Source organism: Acinetobacter sp. CWB-B33, assembly GCF_039655955.1.
GTDB classification, from domain to species: Bacteria; Pseudomonadota; Gammaproteobacteria; order Pseudomonadales; family Moraxellaceae; genus Acinetobacter; species Acinetobacter bouvetii.
Genome location: NZ_JAGFEU010000001.1, coordinates 1,106,034 through 1,124,556, shown reverse-complemented (window position 1 = coordinate 1,124,556; position 18,523 = coordinate 1,106,034). Strand labels below are relative to the sequence as shown.

Sequence of the window (18,523 nt, the reverse complement as noted above, 5' to 3'; positions counted from 1 at the left end):
ACCCACTTAAGTTCTAGTCGAAATAACATATTGTTGTGTTGTCGGTTTTAATAAGGCATCAAAAATGACGGGTTCATATAAAGGGTGAATATTTAAAAAAGCCTGAATGCTTAAGCACAGCGCGCCCATATTATGACCTTCCATCAGCATTTCGACTTTAATCTGTTTCAGTCTGGGCTCATGCGCAGCAATAGACTGTTCAATGGACTGGCAGATCTTGTCCCGGTCTGACGGATTTGATGTCGATAAACCGACAAAATCAATAATGCCAAACTGTAAAATAGACTGTTTTGCTAATGGAAAATCATCAATTTCAGGACTTAATTTAGCGGTACGGCTATTCAGCAAATCTTCCAAATCCAACGCTACCGATTCGCGTAGCTGCTGCAGGGACAAGCCTTGCTGCTCGTACAGTTCATTCGGCAGCAGGCGGTCAAATAAAGTGGTTTTAAAGCCATAAGGATAAAGCTGGTCTAAGTTCATATTTTTATTTTTAATATTTTAAATCAAAGAATAGAGGCCAAAGAGGATCAGCCTCCATCTCAATTTTAATTATGCAGCGTAGGAAGCGGTATTATTTGAAAGCGACCATTTCTTCGTTACAGCGCCTTTTTGCGTGCCGTTAATATCCTGCTGATTGTATGTCCATTCAACAGCGGCATATTTCAGGCCAAATGCCTCATGCGGCACGCCTTCATCATTTACATTCGGCGTTACGCTTGAAACCAAAACATGCTTCAGTTTAATTTGAAGATATTTTATGCGCTTGTCGCCATTTGCGCGGTAAAAGTCAATCTGCACTTCATCAAATGTATAGCCTGCAGAACATGCTTCCCAAAGCTTTGGACTGGTAGCATCCAAATCTTTTACAAAAATCATATCTGAATGTTCAACACGCTCTGCCGTATGGCCGCCGACGCTTGAAGATGTTGCTGATTTAGGCTGGCGGATATTATGTGACCAAGAATTTACTTCCAGCCAATTTTTATGTTCAGAATCCCGAGATTCGCCATCGACTTTATATTTTCCGCGAAACTGTACGTATATATCTTTCATTGTTATATTTTTCCTGATTTTAATTTCAAGTTATTATTATGTTGCCTCAAATTAATTTGAGGACTGAGGCAGCTCAGTAACAAGTCTCAAAGACACTGATAACTCATCCAACTGGAAATGCGGCCTTAAAAAGACCACAGACTTGTAGTGTCCAGGCGCTGCTGGGTTTTCTACAACTTTTACAGACGCTTCACGCAGCGGATATTGAGCTTTAGCTTCCTGCGAAGCGCCGTCATCCAGCAGTACATATTGAGAAAGCCAGTTATTCAGAAAAGCTTCGACATTTCCCGCAGATGCAAAACTTCCTACTTTATCGCGCATCATCGCTTTTAAATAATGCGCAATGCGCGAAACAGCCATGATGTATTGGATTTGACTGGATAAAGCTGAGTTGGCATTGGCCGTATCGCTGTCATATTTTTTAGCTTTCTGTGCAGATTGCGCGCCAAAAAATGCTGCATAATCAGTATTTTTACAATGCACCAAGGGCACAAAACCTAAGTCGCTCAGTTCCTTTTCACGACGGTCTGTAATGGCAATTTCTGTCGGACATTTAAAGACAACTTCGCCATCATGGGTTTTAAATGTATGCACAGGCAAGCCTTCCACTAAGCCGCCGCCTTCAACACCGCGAATTGCCGCACACCAGCCGTGCATATCAAACGCATTGGTCAAACGGGTCGAAAAAGCATATGCCGCATTCATCCATAAATATTCATTATGGTTTTCTCCTGAGACTTCTTCTACATAGTTAAAGCCTTCAGTCGCCGTGCCTTCTTTAGGGTGATACGGCAAACGCCCTAGCACGCGCGGCATGGTTAATGCCACATAGCGCGCATCATCGCTTTCGCGGAAAGACCGCCATTGCACATATTCAGCCGTTTCAAAAATTTTTGAGACATCACGCGGACGGTCTATATCCGTAAATGTCTCTAAACCGAACATTTCTGGGCTGGCTGCTGAAATAAATGGCGCATGCGCAGCAGCGGCCACATGTGAAATTTGCTCCAGCAGATACATATCTGCAGGCGTCCGGTCAAATTCAAAATCACCAATGAGCGTTGCATAGGGCGCACCGCCAAATGAGCCATACTCTTCTTCATAAATCTTCTTGAACAGCGTGCTTTGGTCGAAATCTGCCGCACCCTGGAAATCTTTAATCAATTCTTTTTTAGTTGTATTGAGCATGCGGATTTTAATTAAAGAATTAGAGGGCGTTTCTTGGCAAAAATAATATAAACCGCGCCATGTTGATTCTACTTTTTGAAAATCCGCATGATGCATGATTTGGCTCAGCTGCTTTGAAATCAGCGCATCAATCTCTGCAATGCGCTTATCGATAGATAAAGCCATATTTTCAGAAACGGTAATGGTCCCTGCCATGACTTCTTTCGCCAGCTCGCCGATGAGGCTTTTCGCACGGTCATGTTCATCGTCTGTACGCGCTATGCGGCTTTGTTCAACGATTGAGTCCAGCAAAGTATAATCTTCTTTCACTGCAAGATTGGATGCGGCAGCCAAATTCGAATTACTCATTTTCAGCCTCCAAACTCAATTTACGCACTTGATCAGTATTCTGCAGTACATCGTCCAGCAGATCTTCCAGACGTTCGTTATTGGAAATTTTATTGCGCAAATCGGTCAGACGTTCACGCGCGGCAACCAGTTTTTTTAACGGATCAACCTGCTGCACGACATTTTCAGGGCGGAAATCATCCATTGATTTAAACGTTAAATCGACTGATATTTTCCCGCTGTCTTCCGTCAAGGTGTTGTCGACTTGAAAATTTGCCCGCGGCGCTAAAGATTCAATTACTTCATCAATATTATCCAAATCAACATTAATGAACTTTTTATCTTTCAGTTTGGTTTTTTCTAATTCAGAGGCTGCGGAAAAATCTCCCAAAACCCCTACAACAAATGGCAACTCTTTGATCTCTCTGCCATCTCCTACTTCAACATCATAAGTCAGCTGCACTCGCGGAGGTCTGATCCGCTGCAATTTTTTCTGTACACTTTCACGCTTGGCCATCTTCTTTTCCTTTTTATTTTTTATTGAATGTTTCAAATGGTGATGAATTTGAAGCTTTTTCGGCAGATTCTTTCACCGCAGGTGCTGTTGTTCTATTGGTTTTAGGCGCCTTAGCTGCTGCACTTTTCGGAGCTTCCGCTTTGGTTTTTTTTACGGCTGCTATTTTCGGTAGCGCTTTTTTATTTGATTTCTTTTTATTATAGGCATTTTCTGAAAACGCAGTTTCTCTGTTTTGCAATACTGGCTGGGCAAAACGGATTGTATCGGCCAATACTTTTGCCTGCTGATATGCTTCTTCAGATAATGAATGAAGCTCTACGGTGCGCATATAATTTAATGCATTTTGCGAAATGGCCGTCCCAGCTAAAAATTCAGCTTCTGTCATTTCTGGCGTGCTGATATTTTGATTACGCAATTGAGCAACAGCTTGAAGGGCTTTTAAATTATAGCCTTGCACTTGATATTTCTGCGCTATTTGAATCTGCAGCCCTGAAAGCAGCGCTTGATTCTTTCTATTATTTTTATCACACATTTGAGTATAGAGACTGATTAAATCAGCATCTGTATCTCCAGCCGCCAGCGGATACAACTTGACGCAGGATTTATTCAATTCAAGTGAATCTTCTTTCTTGGCATAGCTTACTTGTGCAATACAGACAGCAGTAATCATCGGCACGAGAAGCATGCCTTTGGTCAAAATATGCATTTATTATTCTCTAAATTTAGTCGTTATCAGCAAGGTTCATCACTTATTATTAATTTGTGATTCTTCCTTTTTCTAATCATTTTTAGTTTTACGGAGCAAATTTAACAAAAAACAGTCACTAAAAGTCAATACAAAATTTTATTTATCTAACAAAAAGTGTCATTTTTTGATTTTTTTTGGAAAAAAGTGCAAATTAATTTTTCTTTTTTTTAAAAATATGTAGAATAGGCTGACCGCTTTATTATAAAAAACAACTTAAAGCATTGATTTAAAAAATAATATTATTATTTAATTAAAATTAGCCCGTAAATAGACTTATTCCAATAAGCTGCGTGTTATTAAAAAATACTGAGATATCTATGAATAATTTAAAAATTTTAATTACAAAATTATCAGCACAATCACGCTTATCACTAGAAAAATCAGCCAATACCTGCATATCACAGCAAAATTATGAAATTGAAATTGAACATTTTTTATTAGAGCTGCTGCTGCAAAAAAATGACAATGACATTCAAATTTTAATCAATAAATATAATATTCCGAAAGATGATCTCGTCCGCGACTTAACGGAAAGCATCGCCCTATTGCCAAAAGGCAATACCCGGACACCAATTTTTGCCAAGTCGATTGTCCGCTTGCTGGAACAAGCCTGGCTGCTGGCTTCCGCTGAACAGGATCCAATAATACGCAGTGGCCATTTAATCACAGCCCTGCTGACGGCTCAGGACTTATATCAAATTGCTGCCCGCGCATCAGCGCTTTTTGATCTGTTCCCCATTGATACCATAAAGCATACATTTATAGATTTATGTCAAAGCAGCAGTGAAAACCAGCATCAGCCGCTGCAGCAAAAAAAAGGGCCTTCTTCAGAAGATCATCATGCCGCCACTGCCGTCAAAACGCCGGCTTTGGATCAATACACTATTAATTTAACTGAAAAAGCTAAAAAAGGCAGTATAGATCCAGTCATTGGCCGTGAGTTTGAAATCCGCTTAATGCTGGATATTTTAATGCGCCGCCGCCAAAATAATCCTATTTTAACCGGTGAGCCTGGCGTAGGTAAAACTGCCGTTGTCGAAGGCTTGGCCCTTAAAATTTCTCAAAATCAAGTGCCCGATGCGCTCAAAAATGTTCAGCTGCATGCATTGGACATGGGGCTGCTGCAGGCCGGCGCCAGCGTTAAAGGTGAATTTGAAAATCGTTTAAAACAAGTGATTCAGGAGGTTCAATCCTCAAGCCATCCCATTATATTATTTATTGATGAAGCGCATACTCTGATCGGCGCAGGCGGTCAAGCTGGACAAAATGATGCAGCCAATTTGCTGAAACCGGCTTTAGCGCGGGGTGAATTGCGCACCATTGCCGCGACCACTTGGGCAGAATATAAACAATATTTTGAAAAAGATGCCGCCTTGAGCCGCCGTTTTCAGGTCGTAAAAGTTGAAGAGCCAACTGAGGCAGTCGCCATAGATATGCTGCGCGCGATGATTCCCGTCATGGCAGCTCATTTTAATCTGCAAATTGATGATGAAGCGATTGTCAATGCTGTGCATGCTTCACACCGCTATATTACTGGCCGGCAACTGCCTGATAAAGCCATCAGTGTTTTGGATACTGCAGCAGCCCGCGTTGCGCTGACGCAAAATGCAGCTCCTGTTCAGCTGAATCAGCTTTATGCGCAGTTGCATAACCTGAAACTGCAGCAAAACATTTTAATTCAAGAAAACAAAAATATGCCGATTCATCATGAACGGTTAGACAAATTGGCAAAAACCATCACCAGCTTAAATGAAGAAATTGCCCAAACGGAACTTAAATGGAAGCAAGAGCTGGGTTTAGTCCAGCAAATTCATCGTTTGCAGCAAGATTCCGAACAGAACCATAATGGCGAAGTCACTGTATTGCGCCAGCAGCTGGCTGATTTTCAAGGCCAATCCCCTTTAGTTTTCGAACGGGTAAATGCGCACATTATTAATGAGATTATCTCGGACTGGACTGGTATTCCCGTCGGGAAAATGGTTAACGATGAAATTAAGCACATCCTCTGTTTAGAAGAAAAGCTTGGCCAGCGTGTCATGGGACAGGAGTATGCCTTGCATCAATTGGCGCAAGGCATAAAAACCTCAAAAGCCAAATTAGAAGACCCCAATAAACCGCAGGGAGTGTTTATGCTGGCAGGCCCGAGCGGCGTCGGTAAAACTGAAACTGCCTTGGCATTGGCTAATGAATTGTATGGCGGTGAATCCCACTTAATCACAATCAACATGTCTGAGTATCAAGAGGCGCATACCGTATCTTCATTAAAAGGGGCTCCCCCCGGCTATGTGGGCTATGGGCAAGGCGGGGTTTTAACTGAAGCGGTACGCCGCAATCCATACAGTGTTGTACTTTTAGATGAAATTGAAAAAGCCCACAATGATGTGCAGGAACTGTTCTATCAAGTTTTTGATAAAGGCGTATTGGAGGATGGTGAAGGACGCCTGATCGATTTTAAAAATACCACGATCCTTTTGACCTCGAATGCGGGTTCAGGTTCTATTATGCAGGCTTGCCTGAATACGCCAATTGATAAATGGCCGGCTGCGGAAGAACTGATTGATCAGCTTAAACCTGCATTGTACAAGCAGTTTAAACCGGCTTTTTTAGGGCGCATGCGCATTGTGCCTTACTTCCCGCTTCATGATGATTTACTGATTCGAATCATTCAGCAAAAGCTGGGAAAAATTACCGCCCGAATTAAGAAGCAGTATCAAACCGAAGTCATTTACAACGATGACCTCATTGAATTGCTGCTGAACCGCTGTACTGAAATAGACAGTGGGGCTCGAAATGTTGACAACATTTTAAACTCATCTGTTCTTCCTGCGCTGGCGACAGAAATTTTAATGGCGATGAGTGAGCAAAAAGTTCCGCGTTTGATTGAAATCAATGTCAAAAATGATGAAATTCATTATGCGCTTGATCCTAAAAATCAAATGGCTAAAAAGCAGAAAACAAAAAAATCAAAAGCATTAGAAACTTAATTTTAACAAGAAAGGCAGAATATGAGTTTAGAACTCGACCATTTATTGCAGCCCATTTCAGAGAGCCGCCCCTGCGGCATAGATTGCTCTTTTTCCAATGAGTTTCATGCGATTAAAAAAGCGAAAACCCAAGATGACCCTTTACTCGAACAAGGCGACTGGGTTTCTGAGCCAAAACAGGCCGATTGGGCTTTTATTCATGCCAAATCAACAGAATTATTGACCGAGAAAACCAAAGATCTCCGCCTGTTGACCTGGCTTTTGGAAGCGTGGCCCCATCTGTATGGCTTTGATGGCATTGCCAAAGCGCTTGAACTGACGCATCGGAGCTTGAATGCGTATTGGGATCTATTGCATCCTGAAATTGAAGAAAATGATTTAGATCAGCGTATCGGCTTGCTTCAAGGATTTATCAATCTGCTGCCGGCTTTATTGAAAGGCATTCCTGTTGTCAGCACGTCAGCAGCATATACGCTTTCAGATTATGACAGTATGCGGCATCAGCAAAATCAAAGACTCAAAATAAATGCTAAGGATGATCTCAATGAAGAAACTGCAAATTATCTAGAGCAATTTGAGCAGGCTTTATTCAATACTTCTAAATCAGTTCAATATCAGAATTTTCAGCAGTTTTTGGACATTATCAATCAATGGCAGCTGCTGAAAGAGACGTTGGACAGCTTAATGGGGCTGGATGCGCCAAGTTTTGCATCCATCGATTCTCAAATTGAAACAATCCATATGACCATAAAGAAAATTTATAAAGCGGATGCTTTTCACAGTTCATTTGCTGAATCGGCCAACACAGCATCAGAACCAGTGAATCATGCTGAATTTTCTGCAAACCACGCTGTCCAGCACATGAATCATCAGCAGTCTTTTCAGCCGCAGCCGCAAAATCATTTGGCGAACCGTGCACAGGCTATGCTCGTGCTGCAGGAAATTGCAGACTATTTTCAAGCCAATGAACCGCACAGCCCTGTGAGCTATCTGCTGCAAAAAACCATTAAGTGGAGCCATATGCCGCTGCATGAATGGCTGGCTCAGGTTTTAAAAAATGAAAAGCCTTTAGAAAGCGTACACGAACTTCTGGGTGTGCAGGCAAATACCCATGACTCAAATAATGAAACAGACAGTAGTTGGTAATTGAAATGTTTAAAGCAGAAAAAATATTATGGGGCGAAGGCCTATTCTTGCGTCCGCAGCATTTTCAGCTGCAGGATGCCTATCATGAACAGCGGTTAAACCAAACGGTTCGCGCAACCATTCCTTTTGCTTACGGCATCCAGTCTTTTCAATTTGATGAATCTCAGCTTGGCACCCATATTTTAGCTTTAAGCCAAATCGAAATGATTTGGCAAGATGGGGAAATTTACCAAGCGCCAGCCCAAGATTTGCTGCCTGAGCCGATAATGCTGGATGTGCTGAACCTAAAAGGCGAAATGCAGATTTATTTAGCTTTACCTATCTTGCAGCCAAATAGAAAAAACGTCAGCTTTGAATCTGCGAATAGCCAATCCAGCAGATATCATTCACATTTAATTGAAACACATGATTTATTTACCGATGCGAGCAGCGCTGAAATTACAATGCTGCGGCGCCGTGCTGAATTCAAGCTTTTTGAACTGAATCATGAGCCGCATCAGCTGGATGGCTTTTTGTATCTGCCTATTGGACGGATTAAGCGCCAAAGTTCAGGCAGTTTTGTACTGGATGCCAAATTTATTCCGCCTATCCTGCATATCGAATCCAGCGAGTCGCTCATTTCCAGCCTGAAACGCACATTAAATGTCATTAAAGCTAAGATTAAAGCCATTCAGGCAAACAATCGAGAAAACGAGCAGAAACTGATTGAATTCCGCTCAGGTGATATCGTTTCTTTTTGGCTGGTGAATGCCCTGAATACAGCTCATGCGGCCTTAAACCATTTACTGCAGTATCCGCATATTCATCCTGAACGGCTTTTTTTTGAATTGCTCCGTTTGAGCGGTTCTTTACTGACCTTTTCAACCGCCTATGAAGTAGATCAATTGCCGCAGTATCAGCATGATCACTTAGAAGAAAGCTTCAACAGTTTAGACCTGATTCTACGTGATTTGCTGGATACGATTATTTCCAACCGCTACATCAGCATTGCCTTGAAAGAAGCTCGGCCATCCTATTGGATTGGCAGTTTGGAATCAGACAAAATCACCCGCGACACCCGTTTTTATCTGGCAGTTTCCAGCGGTGTGATGCCGGCACATGACCTCATTTCCTATGTTCCATTACGTTTTAAAGTCGGCAATACCGTTGATGTTGAACAGCGTGTTGTCGCCGCACTGCCTGCCATTCCATTACAGCATTTAATACAAGTGCCGACGGCAATTCCCGTCCGATCCGGAGTCAGTTATTTTGAGATAGAGCCAAACAATGATTTGTACCAGCGGATGCTGGATTCAGAAACCCTCTGTGTCTATATTCCAAGCGGCTTCCAAGATATTTCAATTGAATTAATTGCAGTCATGAATGGGTAATTTACGATGAATATACAGAATAATGCACCTTCATTGTTTGATGACGGCCACATTGGCATCGGGATGGCCCCCGCTGCGATTGAAACAAAAATAGCCAGCACAGCCAATCTGGTCGATTTAATGCATGACGGTTTTTATATTGTTTTTTTGCTAAAAAATCAGTATGTGCCATCCAATGCTGACAGTTTCCGAGACAAAATTTTAACTTTGCTGAACCGTTTTGAAAGTCAGGCGCGCAAATTGCAATTCAGCAATGAGGATATTCAGGATGCTAAATATGCATATTGCGCCTTATTGGATGAAACTATTGTAACGCAGCAGAATGCCCGTTTTTTTGACTTGCAGAACAACTGGATGATGTGCCCTTTGCAGCTGAGCTTATTCGGTTCACAGCTTGCAGGATACCGTTTTTTTGAAAAAATGGATGAGATACGCAGTAAAGGAAAAGAGCGTCTGGCCGCGCTTGAAGCCTATCACTATTGCATGCTGTTAGGATTTCATGGCAAATACCGCTTAGAGTCGATTGAAAGCCTGAATATACTTGCTTCACGTGTGGGTGATGAAATTGACTATTTGAAAGGCAAAAAAGCTTCATTCTCACCATTTGCTGCGCTGCCCGATCAAATCAAGCATATTATTCACCGTGAACTGCCGTTCTTCTGGATTCTAATTTTTTGGCTGATTTTTGCATTCAGTTCTTTCGCCGCGCTGCATTTTATGCTTTCCAGCCAAGGGAATCAGTCTTTTGCAAAGTTCCAAAATGTGATTACAGCGCCAGCAGAACAAGCTTATATCATCATTCATTTACCATAAGAACTATATAAAATGGCAAACGAGAAAAAAAATAATCTACGCATACTGCAGTCTACTCAAAAGAAAACGCTTCATCCCGCTGTTTATGCTGTTTGCGGCTTCTTTGCCGGCATGGCTCTTATTGGCGCCGCGGGGCTGATGTTTATAAATTTTAATCATAAAGCCAATGATGCGCTTATTTCTCAGAAAAATTTTCAGCAAGAAGAACCGATCACTCAGCACCGTCCTTCTATTTCTTCACCAAGTCATAAACTTGCACAAGAAAATCCACATTCAGATGAAGAAGAAGCCAGCCAAATTTATGACGGTGATTTACTGAATGCATTTAAGCATGAAAAACCCGCAGTTCAGCATCATTCCCCCTTTGCACAAGCAGAACTCCACCCGCCTCAGGCCGCTAAAACTGTTCAAAAAGTGAAGCCGGCAACAAAATCTAATGCTTTACCCGCAGTAAAAAGCAAGTTGGCGGCAAAAGCACCGCCGCCAGAAAAAAATACACCGGCACCCGCAAAGCAAGCGGTATCCAGCGACCCCGAAATCCCCAGCCCTCGCGGCTCGCTTCAAATGACAGTGACAAAAACACTTTCGCCGGTGAAAGAGCAAGCAGCAGCACAATGACTTCTATTATCGCCTGCAGTTTTTTTATGCTGACCTTTGCCATGGCGCTATTGATATCTTATGAATTCAGGCATTGGCTTCTTCAAGCCTTTAGCAATGTCTTTTTAGCCAGCAAAAATAAACTGTTTAATGCAAAAAAATTGGCACATCAGCTGAATGCAGCCGCATCGCCAGACCAAATTCAGTCTCACTGGCATTTGCAGCAATGGTGGATTTTAATAGCGGGACTCTTTCTGTTTTCCAGTATTTTACTGTATGCATTTACTCGGCCCATTACCGCATCTACCATTGAAGCCGACTATTTAAAGGAAGCAGATCCGCAAATCTATGCCATGCTGGATGGTCAAATGCTGGACATTCCGCCAGAAGTTGATGATGCCTTGGTGCAAGAAGCTGTAAATAATGCGATTGCATTAGAAAACAGCACTGCTGTTATTTCAGCATCTCAGAGTGCCCCATCTGCTGCAATGAATCCAGCTGATGAAAACCTATTTGAATATCATCATACAGATTTTGCCTCTGCCGACCGCAAGTGGAATAAAATTAATCCACGCTATAAGCAGCGGCTGCTGATGGTCTTTAAAATTATGCGGGAACAGCATGGCTATGACATGGTTCTTTTAGAAGGTTACCGCAGCCCCGACCGTCAGAATTCACTCGCATTGAATATCAACACCACACGCGCACGCGGATATCAAAGCTATCATCAATTTGGCTTAGCCGCAGATGCCGCATTTAAATGCAATGGAAAAGTGGTTATTTCAGAGCGGGATCCTTGGGCGATGCGCGGTTATCAATTGTATGGGCAAGTCGCAGAATCCGTTGGCTTGACTTGGGGCGGACGCTGGAAATCCATTCAAGATTATGGACACACGGAATACCGTATGCCTGGCTTAAAGAAAACTAGGGAAATGGCCGAGCAGCTGACATCAGAAGGTCAGCTGCAGGCCAGCAGCTTTTCAACTGCGCCGTAAACAGATAATTTAAGTAATTAATCCTTTTCAGTTATTTATATACCTCTGCAGCTGATCCAGAACTTCTGCCGTTTTTTCCGCATGCAGCCAATGCCCCGCACCTTCAATACCTTTAACTTCCGCCAAAGGAAATTGACGCGCAATTGCATCCAGATATTCAGCTTTTCCGATATACGGAGATGCTGTTCCGCGTAAAAATAATGCGGGTTTTGACCACGAAGACTGTTCATTCCAGCTTAAAATATCAGCATAATGCGCATATAAAGCGGGAACATTAAACAGCCATTTGCCTTTAGAAAAAGATTTCAATAAAAATTGAATGACCATGTCTTCAGATACAAACTGTTTCATGATTTCAATGGCTTGATGGCGTGTCTGAATGTCAGCCCGCTCTACCGCAAAAAGTGCTTTAAAAATTTGTTCATGGTGGTTCTGCTGATAGGCAAATGGCGCAATATCCAAAACGGCTAAATGCGCAATACGGTCAGGATCAAAACTGGCGGTGCGCATGGCAATTTTACCGCCCATTGAATGACCGACTAAGCTAACCCGCTGCAGGCCAGCTGCATTGATTGTTTCAATCACGTCCTGCGCCATCAGGTCATAGTTCATTTCTGAAGAATGTCCTGAGTTTCCATGATTGCGCACATCCAGCTGAACGACCGTATGAGTTTGCATAAATGCGCGCGCCAGCATGCCAAGGTTGCTTAAGCTGCCAAATAAACCGTGAATGAACACAATGGGATTTTTGTCTGAAACTGTATTTTGATGCAGTTCATAATTAAGAATCATACTGGTTTTGGGTACTTTTATAGGTGATTTATGATGATTCTAAGCTGGAATTTAATCAATTGCCTTTTCATTTAATTTATAAATTTGCTTAGGCTATTTTTATGAAATGGCAAAAGCTCAATCATATGGACTCAGCTTTTGCTTATTTTATGAATGAAAATAGTTGAGCGGCAGCTTCAAATAAGCGATGCCATTTCCTTCAGGTCTTGGCATACGGCCTGCATCCATATTAATTTGAATCGCAGGCAATATTAATTTTGGCATGCTTAAGGACGCGTCACGGCGGTTGCGCATTTCGATAAAATCTTGCTTTTGAATGCCTTCATGAATATGAATATTACCCTGTTTTTGCGCCTGAATCGTTGTTTCACAATGGAATTCTTTCCGCCCTTCCGGCAAATAATCATGGCATAAAAATACTCTCATTTGCTCTGGCAGCGTATACAGCTGATGTACGGAATCGAATAAAACCGATGCACTCCCCTTGGGAAAGTCACATCGTGCGGTTCCATAATCAGGCATAAATAAAGTATCTCCGACAAATACGGCGTCACCAATCACATAGCTTAGGCATGCGGGCGTATGTCCTGGTGTTGGCATGTTATAAGCATCCATCCCGCCTATTTTAAAAGCTTCATGATCTTCAAATAGATGATCAAAAATCTGATTTGAATTAAAGTACTTCATGTCGAAATTATAAATAGCGCTAAATGTCTGCTGCACCAATGCAATATTATGGCTGATAGCAGTCTTTCCGCCTGTTTGCGCTTTGATATATTGAGCAGCAGTTAAATGATCAGCATGCACATGCGTTTCTAAAATCCATTCTACGCTTAGGCTATTTTGCTGAATAAATGCCAGTATTTGCTCTGCCTGTTCAGTTGATGTTGTTGCCGATGCGGCATCATAGCCCAGCACACTATCGATTACGGCGCATTTCCGAGTTTCCGGATCTGTCACTACATAGCTGTAGGTATTGCTCTTGTCATCAAAAAAGGCTTGTACCCAAGGCTTTGCCATTATTTACTTCCTCCAGCCCAAATGCGGTGCAGCCAAACGCCAGCAAACATAGCACCGATAAAATACAGCGCCTGATAATGACCTAAGCCAATTAACGTAAAACTTGGCGCAGGACAGATTCCAGCGATGCCCCATCCAATACCAAATAAGCAGCTGCCTGCAATCAGCTTAGCATCTAAATGGGTGTTTTGAGGCAATTCAATATTTTCGCCATAGACTGTTTTTATTTCAGGATGCCGTACAGCGCGCTGAAATGGAATAAATGCCACACAGATTGCACCAGCCATCACAAAGGCCAAGCTGGGGTCCCATTCGCCAGCAATATCTAAAAAGTTCAAAACTTTTTCAGGATTCGCCATGCCGGACACCATCAGGCCTACGGCAAATAAGCCGCCGAATAGAAATGCCAGAAAATTCTTCATGCTGAAGCTCCAAGTACATGGCGCATCACAAAAACAGTCATCATGCCTGCCGCCATAAATACGGCTGTTGCAACCCAAGAGCGTTTAGAAAGCCGGCTGATCCCGCAAATGCCGTGACCGCTGGTGCAGCCAGACCCTAAGCGCGTGCCAAAACCAACCAGCAAGCCTGCAATGATCATCATCCATGGGCTAGCGTTGAGGGTAATTTCTGGCTGCACAAAAAATCCATAGATAAACGGCACAGTAAACAGTCCCAATAAGAACCAGACTGCTGGACGCTGCATCAACTGGCCAACATTAAACAGTTGCCCGATTAAACCGCTGATTCCAGCAATTCGCCCATGCACATATAAGTATCCCACTGCAGATGCACCCAATAGCGTGCCGCCTATGAAGGCTAAAATGAAATCATGCACAGCCCACTTCCCATAAAACAATATATGTTTTTATAATATGTTATCTTCAGCTTAATTCAAGCATTTTTTCTTTTTTATTTATCGTTTTTTAGCTTACTCACTATCCATCTCCGTACAAAAAAAAGCTGCCATCTCTTTCAAATACAGCATTAACATGCTGAAAAATCAGATACGGACAGCGCCTTAAAAGAAAGATTATTTAAATAAACTAATTATTTAAAAATTAACCTGAATACAAGCCCGAATATTTTTAGACTTTCACTTTTTCTATTAAGATTTGCTTAAGTATTAAAATTTTAATTAACCTTCTCTCTCTTTATCGCAAGTTTAGGCTTCAAAATCTTTCAACACTTTTTCTGCAAACCATTTAGGAAGAATTTTTAGGCTTTGGTTCATCTTGAGAATTTCTGCCGATTCGATCTCTGCAATAAAGGATGCAATCTGACCATCTGCAGAATTATCAAAAATATAAGTCCGGTCTGCCGCTTCTACAGCCTGCATCAGCAAGTCCATACTGCGCTGGTAGCGTTCTATAATTTTCTGTTCAGGAACGCCATGTCCGCCTGTTTGAACTCGGTATTTTACGCGGGCAATATTGATCATCGGGTCAACGGTAGACACAAAATACAAATACGTCCGGTAACCTTTACGCTTGGCTTCTTGTAAAAACTCAACTTTAGAAATATGCGACATCACCGTTTCAAAGGTAAAACTGACCTTCAAATCCAAAAAAGTCAGCCGGATATAGTCAATAATTCTGGCGCAAAGATAGGAATCGATTTCACTGGCATCAAACTGAATGTTCCATTCATCCAGCATCACAGGTTCTTTAGAAAGCAGCGGCTTATATTCACCTGCTTTCGGACGCTTTTTCTGCTTTAAAAAATCCAGCAGGAAAAGCGCTTTCAATGAGGGATGGTAAACCATTAAATCAATGCGCTGCGTTTGGTGAAGCTGCTGTTCCAACTCATCCGCATTTAAATATGCCCCAATATGATGGGGCAATAAATATTCTTTTACAGTGCTTTTTCCGGAACCGTTTGGGCCCGCAAACATCCTGATGCGAGGCTGTCGAGGCATACGCTATATTGTTCTCTCTAATTTCTTTTTCCGCTTAAGCACCTTAGGTAAATGATCCGCAGCGACATAAGCTTGTGACAAATCCTTTACAGCTGTTTCTTGCCCATTTTGTGCACGGCGCATGAGTTGCTGATTCTTAGCATATACCACTTCAGATGATGCGCACGCGCGCTCAAAAGCATGGCGGAATGCATGTATTGCAAGTTTAGGGATCATATCATCCTCATACTTGCCTGCTTTGATGACTGAAGTATAAGCTGTCATTCAACAACTCCTGAAATTAAACACATGGTGCTGATATCATCTTAGCATACTGGCTGAATTTGTCTATTTCTTCAACAGCATGCTTAGATCAAAAACATCAGCAACCATGCTATTAGATTATGCTTCCATATAGCCATGAAATTTAACTCAACACAGCTGAAATTACAGCGCAGGCTTATTCGTCGAGCAAAAAAAAAGCCACTTTTCAGTGGCTACCAAGGAACGACATTAACCTGATGTATTAAAGAAAAATGCTCAGCCAGGGATACCGAACTATTTTCTCTAACAATAACCATATTAATGTGATTCACTTATCATTTCTCTCCAAATTCTTGTCATTTCCTGACAATTTGAATTTTCAAAAGGATTTATTGCTTAATTTTTCCCGCACAAAATACTTCTGCTGTCATGCCTGAACCGCCTAAACGCGCTTTTTGCTTGTCTAAAAAGCTTTGTGACGCCATCAGCATAATGGAAGCCATTTCTAAATTGGCATTGTCTTTCGATAATTTTGCAATCTGCTCATAAGCATTCAAGCGGTCGCAAAAAGCTTGGCTTTGCTGGTTAGCATCCGCTTTAGAATTCGGTTCATCTAAAACAGCTTTTGTTTGCTGAATGGTCTGCATGTGGTGCTGAATTTGCTGATCATAATCTGTCTGTGTCAGCACTTCTGCATGAGTAAAGCTTATCATCACGCTGCAGAAGAGGAAAACGCTCCGCTTAGGCCTCATCGCCTTCTTTCCAAACATCTTCATAATCATCTGCATCAATCATAAAACGGTAGCCTGTATCCAGCGCTAAATATGGAAGTGCATCGGGAAATTCTTTTTCCAATTCTTTTACGCTGATAATTTCAAAGAACTCTTCACCATCGCCCAGCTCACCGCCATAAATAAACCAAGACACTTTATTTTCATCCGGCAATTTACGCAAACCGACAATCGGCTCTTTCTTTAAGGTTTGCAGCGCAATAGCAACAACATCCGTTTCTTTAACAGGCAGATATGCAGAGCCAAATTCTTCGCATACCAGTTTTTGTTCTTCAATCAGCTCTTTATCCATAGTTTTCAGGCTTTCATCTTTGCTTTGAAAAATGCATTGTATCCGATCAATATGTCAGATAGTTATTTTCGGTGTGAAAACAGACGCTATTTTTCACTCAGCAGAATCAATCTCTGCCGGCAGCTGGATGATATTCAGCGAATAGAACATAAAGCGCTTTCTATACACTGCGTATTCTGCTAAATTTTGAAAAAGTAACAATTTCAAAAAAATACCATCCCATTTACTACAGGGCAATTTCATGAAAGATTCTATACAGGAAAATCGGGGCGGAAAACGCACAAATGCAGGGCGCAAAGCTCACTATCAGGAAAAAACGGTGGTGATGCGCGTACCTGAATCTAAAGTTATTGCCATCAAAGAATGGCTCAAGCCTGTGCCTGCTGATGACCGCAGTCCTCAAGCCGAATTCATGCCGATTCAATTCCGCACGGCGCTGCAAATTCCATCGCCTTTGGAGTCGGTAGCTGCCGGCTTTCCCTCTCCGGCACAGGACTATGCGGAAGAATCAATCGACCTGAATGAATATCTGGTACATAACCCCGCAACGACTTTTGTATTGCGGGTCAATTCATTTTCCATGAAGAATGCCGGCATTGATGCGGAAGATAAAATCCTAATTGACCGCAGTTTGACGGCCGAGCATGGCGATATTGTCTTAGCGCTGATTAATAATGAGTTTACGGTAAAGCGATTAATGAAAGAAAAGCAGGATGATGGCTCAGAGAATATATGGCTTAAGGCCGAAAACCCTGAATACCCAGATATCCACTTTCAAAGTGAAGAGCAGTTTCTGGTTTGGGGTGTAGTCACCTGCGTGCTGAAAAAACTGCGCTAAACTTTCAGCGGCTATGCATATACACGCCTAAATCTGCGCCGCAATAAAAAAGCACCAGATATTCTGGCGCTTAAATTACGCTATTTGAGTCAAAATATAAATAAGCTATAGCTTATGACGCTGAATATACTTGCTTAAACTGCTGAAAAAGCAATGATTCTTGACCATTTTTCAGCACATAGCGGGTGATTGTGCCTTTGTCTGTTTCCAAACTCATGGTAATAGACTGATCTTGTTTTTGACCTTTCACTTTTAAATCAGCCATCAGCTTAACTGGAACAGTCACTTCAGCGCGTGAACGGTACATGCCGAGAATCATTTCCTGTTCTGTCGCAGCAACTGGGTCAAAGCCTAGTGTTTTCTGACCATTGCTGAAGCTGACATGCTTGATTGCATAGTAATGGCTGACGCTATTCAAGCTGATTTTCATATCCAGAACATCTTTTTTCTGTTCATTCCAGCTCACCAGCACTGCAGGGCATATTTCATTCGCTTCACACAAAAGCAGCCCGCGGGTTCCTACATTTTCACTTTCTGGAAGCGCTGCGCAGCCAGACATCAGCATTGCGCTAAGGGCTAAGCCCATTATCTTTTTCATCTTACCCTCTTATACGATGTAATCTGTTTGCGTTCTCATGAACTGTTCTTTAACGCCTCTTTCAGTGTTTACTATACCGTGATCCGAAGAAAAATCATTATTTTACACAGCAGCAGCCGGAATTTATTGCTTCCCCCTTTTGACATGCCTGTTTTTTCGACAGATTTAGCATCCCCTGCCAGCAGAATGAATGCTGTTTTCCGCCTTTTAATAAAGCGGATATGTACCCACTCACTTAAATATCCCACCTGCAATTCAAGGCAAAACACTCACAGAATTTACACCTTTTA

Annotated in this window: 21 protein-coding genes; 7 read left to right on the top strand and 14 right to left on the bottom strand. The window is 42.1% G+C overall.

Annotated features, from left to right (window positions below; genetic code table 11):
- Positions 1 to 6 precede the first annotated feature (6 nt).
- The 5 genes from tssE to JZ784_RS05420 all read right to left on the bottom strand — a co-directional run bounded on the left by tssE (position 7) and on the right by JZ784_RS05420 (position 3,794).
- Complete coding sequence (gene tssE, locus JZ784_RS05440; protein ID WP_346314099.1) at positions 7 to 483, bottom strand: type VI secretion system baseplate subunit TssE; 477 nt, start codon at positions 481 to 483, stop codon at positions 7 to 9.
- A gap of 69 nt (positions 484 to 552) precedes the next feature.
- Entirely contained in the window at positions 553 to 1,056 is a 504-nt protein-coding gene (locus tag JZ784_RS05435) for a type VI secretion system tube protein Hcp (protein WP_005010014.1), read from the bottom strand.
- Between the two features lie 51 nt (positions 1,057 to 1,107).
- Complete coding sequence (gene tssC / locus JZ784_RS05430; protein ID WP_005010015.1) at positions 1,108 to 2,592, bottom strand: type VI secretion system contractile sheath large subunit; 1,485 nt, start codon at positions 2,590 to 2,592, stop codon at positions 1,108 to 1,110.
- On the bottom strand, positions 2,585 to 3,088 hold the full coding sequence (gene tssB, locus JZ784_RS05425) for a type VI secretion system contractile sheath small subunit (protein ID WP_346314098.1): 504 nt from the start codon (positions 3,086 to 3,088) through the stop codon (positions 2,585 to 2,587). Before tssB ends, tssC begins: the two co-directional genes overlap by 8 nt.
- A gap of 13 nt (positions 3,089 to 3,101) precedes the next feature.
- The gene (locus JZ784_RS05420) at positions 3,102 to 3,794 is read right to left on the bottom strand and encodes a hypothetical protein (protein ID WP_346314097.1); all 693 of its coding nucleotides are present in this window, start codon (positions 3,792 to 3,794) and stop codon (positions 3,102 to 3,104) included.
- A 359-nt stretch (positions 3,795 to 4,153) separates the two neighbouring features.
- Here JZ784_RS05420 and tssH point away from each other — a divergent pair, with 359 nt between their 5' ends.
- From tssH to JZ784_RS05390, 6 genes are read left to right on the top strand one after another with little or no spacing between them, the layout of a single operon-like run.
- Positions 4,154 to 6,820, top strand: coding sequence for a type VI secretion system ATPase TssH (gene tssH / locus JZ784_RS05415; protein ID WP_346314096.1), 2,667 nt, complete (start codon positions 4,154 to 4,156; stop codon positions 6,818 to 6,820).
- A gap of 21 nt (positions 6,821 to 6,841) precedes the next feature.
- A complete protein-coding gene (gene tssA / locus JZ784_RS05410) occupies positions 6,842 to 7,966 on the top strand; it encodes a type VI secretion system protein TssA (protein ID WP_346314095.1) in 1,125 nt (374 codons plus the stop codon).
- Positions 7,967 to 7,971: 5 nt separating this feature from the next.
- Complete coding sequence (gene tssK / locus JZ784_RS05405; RefSeq protein ID WP_346314094.1) at positions 7,972 to 9,336, top strand: type VI secretion system baseplate subunit TssK; 1,365 nt, start codon at positions 7,972 to 7,974, stop codon at positions 9,334 to 9,336.
- Between the two features lie 6 nt (positions 9,337 to 9,342).
- Complete coding sequence (gene icmH, locus JZ784_RS05400; RefSeq protein WP_346314093.1) at positions 9,343 to 10,149, top strand: type IVB secretion system protein IcmH/DotU; 807 nt, start codon at positions 9,343 to 9,345, stop codon at positions 10,147 to 10,149.
- Positions 10,150 to 10,161: 12 nt separating this feature from the next.
- Positions 10,162 to 10,767, top strand: a complete 606-nt coding sequence (locus JZ784_RS05395; protein ID WP_346314092.1) for a hypothetical protein — start codon at positions 10,162 to 10,164, stop codon at positions 10,765 to 10,767.
- Entirely contained in the window at positions 10,764 to 11,741 is a 978-nt protein-coding gene (locus JZ784_RS05390; protein ID WP_346314091.1) for a M15 family metallopeptidase, read from the top strand. The genes JZ784_RS05395 and JZ784_RS05390 overlap by 4 nt, the downstream gene beginning before the upstream one ends.
- 27 nt (positions 11,742 to 11,768) lie before the next feature.
- Here JZ784_RS05390 and JZ784_RS05385 read toward each other — a convergent pair whose 3' ends face one another.
- From JZ784_RS05385 to JZ784_RS05350, 8 genes are all read right to left on the bottom strand, one after another.
- Positions 11,769 to 12,533, bottom strand: coding sequence for an alpha/beta fold hydrolase (locus JZ784_RS05385; protein ID WP_346314090.1), 765 nt, complete (start codon positions 12,531 to 12,533; stop codon positions 11,769 to 11,771).
- Between the two features lie 147 nt (positions 12,534 to 12,680).
- On the bottom strand, positions 12,681 to 13,553 hold the full coding sequence (locus JZ784_RS05380) for an MBL fold metallo-hydrolase (RefSeq protein ID WP_346314089.1): 873 nt from the start codon (positions 13,551 to 13,553) through the stop codon (positions 12,681 to 12,683).
- Positions 13,553 to 13,975, bottom strand: a complete 423-nt coding sequence (locus JZ784_RS05375) for a DUF6691 family protein (protein WP_346314088.1) — start codon at positions 13,973 to 13,975, stop codon at positions 13,553 to 13,555. Before JZ784_RS05375 ends, JZ784_RS05380 begins: the two co-directional genes overlap by 1 nt.
- Positions 13,972 to 14,391 carry a YeeE/YedE thiosulfate transporter family protein gene (locus JZ784_RS05370; RefSeq protein ID WP_346314087.1) on the bottom strand — a complete coding sequence of 140 codons (420 nt, stop codon included), beginning with the start codon at positions 14,389 to 14,391 and terminating at the stop codon, positions 13,972 to 13,974. Before JZ784_RS05370 ends, JZ784_RS05375 begins: the two co-directional genes overlap by 4 nt.
- 327 nt (positions 14,392 to 14,718) lie before the next feature.
- Complete coding sequence (locus JZ784_RS05365; RefSeq protein WP_346314086.1) at positions 14,719 to 15,471, bottom strand: zeta toxin family protein; 753 nt, start codon at positions 15,469 to 15,471, stop codon at positions 14,719 to 14,721.
- Positions 15,472 to 15,474: 3 nt separating this feature from the next.
- Positions 15,475 to 15,735, bottom strand: coding sequence for a hypothetical protein (locus JZ784_RS05360; protein ID WP_346314085.1), 261 nt, complete (start codon positions 15,733 to 15,735; stop codon positions 15,475 to 15,477).
- 368 nt (positions 15,736 to 16,103) lie between these two features.
- On the bottom strand, positions 16,104 to 16,427 hold the full coding sequence (locus JZ784_RS05355; protein ID WP_346314084.1) for a hypothetical protein: 324 nt from the start codon (positions 16,425 to 16,427) through the stop codon (positions 16,104 to 16,106).
- A 28-nt stretch (positions 16,428 to 16,455) separates the two neighbouring features.
- The gene (locus tag JZ784_RS05350; RefSeq protein WP_005010072.1) at positions 16,456 to 16,797 is read right to left on the bottom strand and encodes a hypothetical protein; all 342 of its coding nucleotides are present in this window, start codon (positions 16,795 to 16,797) and stop codon (positions 16,456 to 16,458) included.
- 241 nt (positions 16,798 to 17,038) lie between these two features.
- Between JZ784_RS05350 and umuD the strand changes: the two genes are divergently transcribed.
- Positions 17,039 to 17,635, top strand: a complete 597-nt coding sequence (gene umuD, locus JZ784_RS05345) for a translesion error-prone DNA polymerase V autoproteolytic subunit (RefSeq protein ID WP_346314083.1) — start codon at positions 17,039 to 17,041, stop codon at positions 17,633 to 17,635.
- 112 nt (positions 17,636 to 17,747) lie between these two features.
- Here the strand turns inward: umuD and JZ784_RS05340 are convergent, their stop codons facing one another.
- Complete coding sequence (locus JZ784_RS05340; protein ID WP_219189383.1) at positions 17,748 to 18,233, bottom strand: hypothetical protein; 486 nt, start codon at positions 18,231 to 18,233, stop codon at positions 17,748 to 17,750.
- Between the last annotated feature and the right edge of the window lie 290 nt (positions 18,234 to 18,523).

Bases quoted from the DNA above. Each gene is read 5' to 3' on its own strand.
- JZ784_RS05360 (WP_346314085.1), bottom strand. From the start codon at position 15,735: ATGACAGCTTATACTTCAGTCATCAAAGCAGGCAAGTATGAGGATGAT.
- JZ784_RS05350 (WP_005010072.1), bottom strand. From the start codon at position 16,797: ATGGATAAAGAGCTGATTGAAGAACAAAAACTGGTATGCGAAGAATTT.
- tssB (WP_346314098.1), bottom strand. From the start codon at position 3,088: ATGGCCAAGCGTGAAAGTGTACAGAAAAAATTGCAGCGGATCAGACCT.
- JZ784_RS05385 (WP_346314090.1), bottom strand. From the start codon at position 12,533: ATGATTCTTAATTATGAACTGCATCAAAATACAGTTTCAGACAAAAAT.
- JZ784_RS05380 (WP_346314089.1), bottom strand. From the start codon at position 13,553: ATGGCAAAGCCTTGGGTACAAGCCTTTTTTGATGACAAGAGCAATACC.
- JZ784_RS05365 (WP_346314086.1), bottom strand. From the start codon at position 15,471: ATGCCTCGACAGCCTCGCATCAGGATGTTTGCGGGCCCAAACGGTTCC.
- JZ784_RS05420 (WP_346314097.1), bottom strand. From the start codon at position 3,794: ATGCATATTTTGACCAAAGGCATGCTTCTCGTGCCGATGATTACTGCT.
- tssA (WP_346314095.1), top strand. From the start codon at position 6,842: ATGAGTTTAGAACTCGACCATTTATTGCAGCCCATTTCAGAGAGCCGC.
- tssH (WP_346314096.1), top strand. From the start codon at position 4,154: ATGAATAATTTAAAAATTTTAATTACAAAATTATCAGCACAATCACGC.
- JZ784_RS05375 (WP_346314088.1), bottom strand. From the start codon at position 13,975: ATGAAGAATTTTCTGGCATTTCTATTCGGCGGCTTATTTGCCGTAGGC.
- JZ784_RS05395 (WP_346314092.1), top strand. From the start codon at position 10,162: ATGGCAAACGAGAAAAAAAATAATCTACGCATACTGCAGTCTACTCAA.
- umuD (WP_346314083.1), top strand. From the start codon at position 17,039: ATGAAAGATTCTATACAGGAAAATCGGGGCGGAAAACGCACAAATGCA.
- JZ784_RS05390 (WP_346314091.1), top strand. From the start codon at position 10,764: ATGACTTCTATTATCGCCTGCAGTTTTTTTATGCTGACCTTTGCCATG.
- icmH (WP_346314093.1), top strand. From the start codon at position 9,343: ATGAATATACAGAATAATGCACCTTCATTGTTTGATGACGGCCACATT.
- tssE (WP_346314099.1), bottom strand. From the start codon at position 483: ATGAACTTAGACCAGCTTTATCCTTATGGCTTTAAAACCACTTTATTT.
- tssK (WP_346314094.1), top strand. From the start codon at position 7,972: ATGTTTAAAGCAGAAAAAATATTATGGGGCGAAGGCCTATTCTTGCGT.
- tssC (WP_005010015.1), bottom strand. From the start codon at position 2,592: ATGAGTAATTCGAATTTGGCTGCCGCATCCAATCTTGCAGTGAAAGAA.
- JZ784_RS05435 (WP_005010014.1), bottom strand. From the start codon at position 1,056: ATGAAAGATATATACGTACAGTTTCGCGGAAAATATAAAGTCGATGGC.
- JZ784_RS05355 (WP_346314084.1), bottom strand. From the start codon at position 16,427: ATGATAAGCTTTACTCATGCAGAAGTGCTGACACAGACAGATTATGAT.
- JZ784_RS05340 (WP_219189383.1), bottom strand. From the start codon at position 18,233: ATGAAAAAGATAATGGGCTTAGCCCTTAGCGCAATGCTGATGTCTGGC.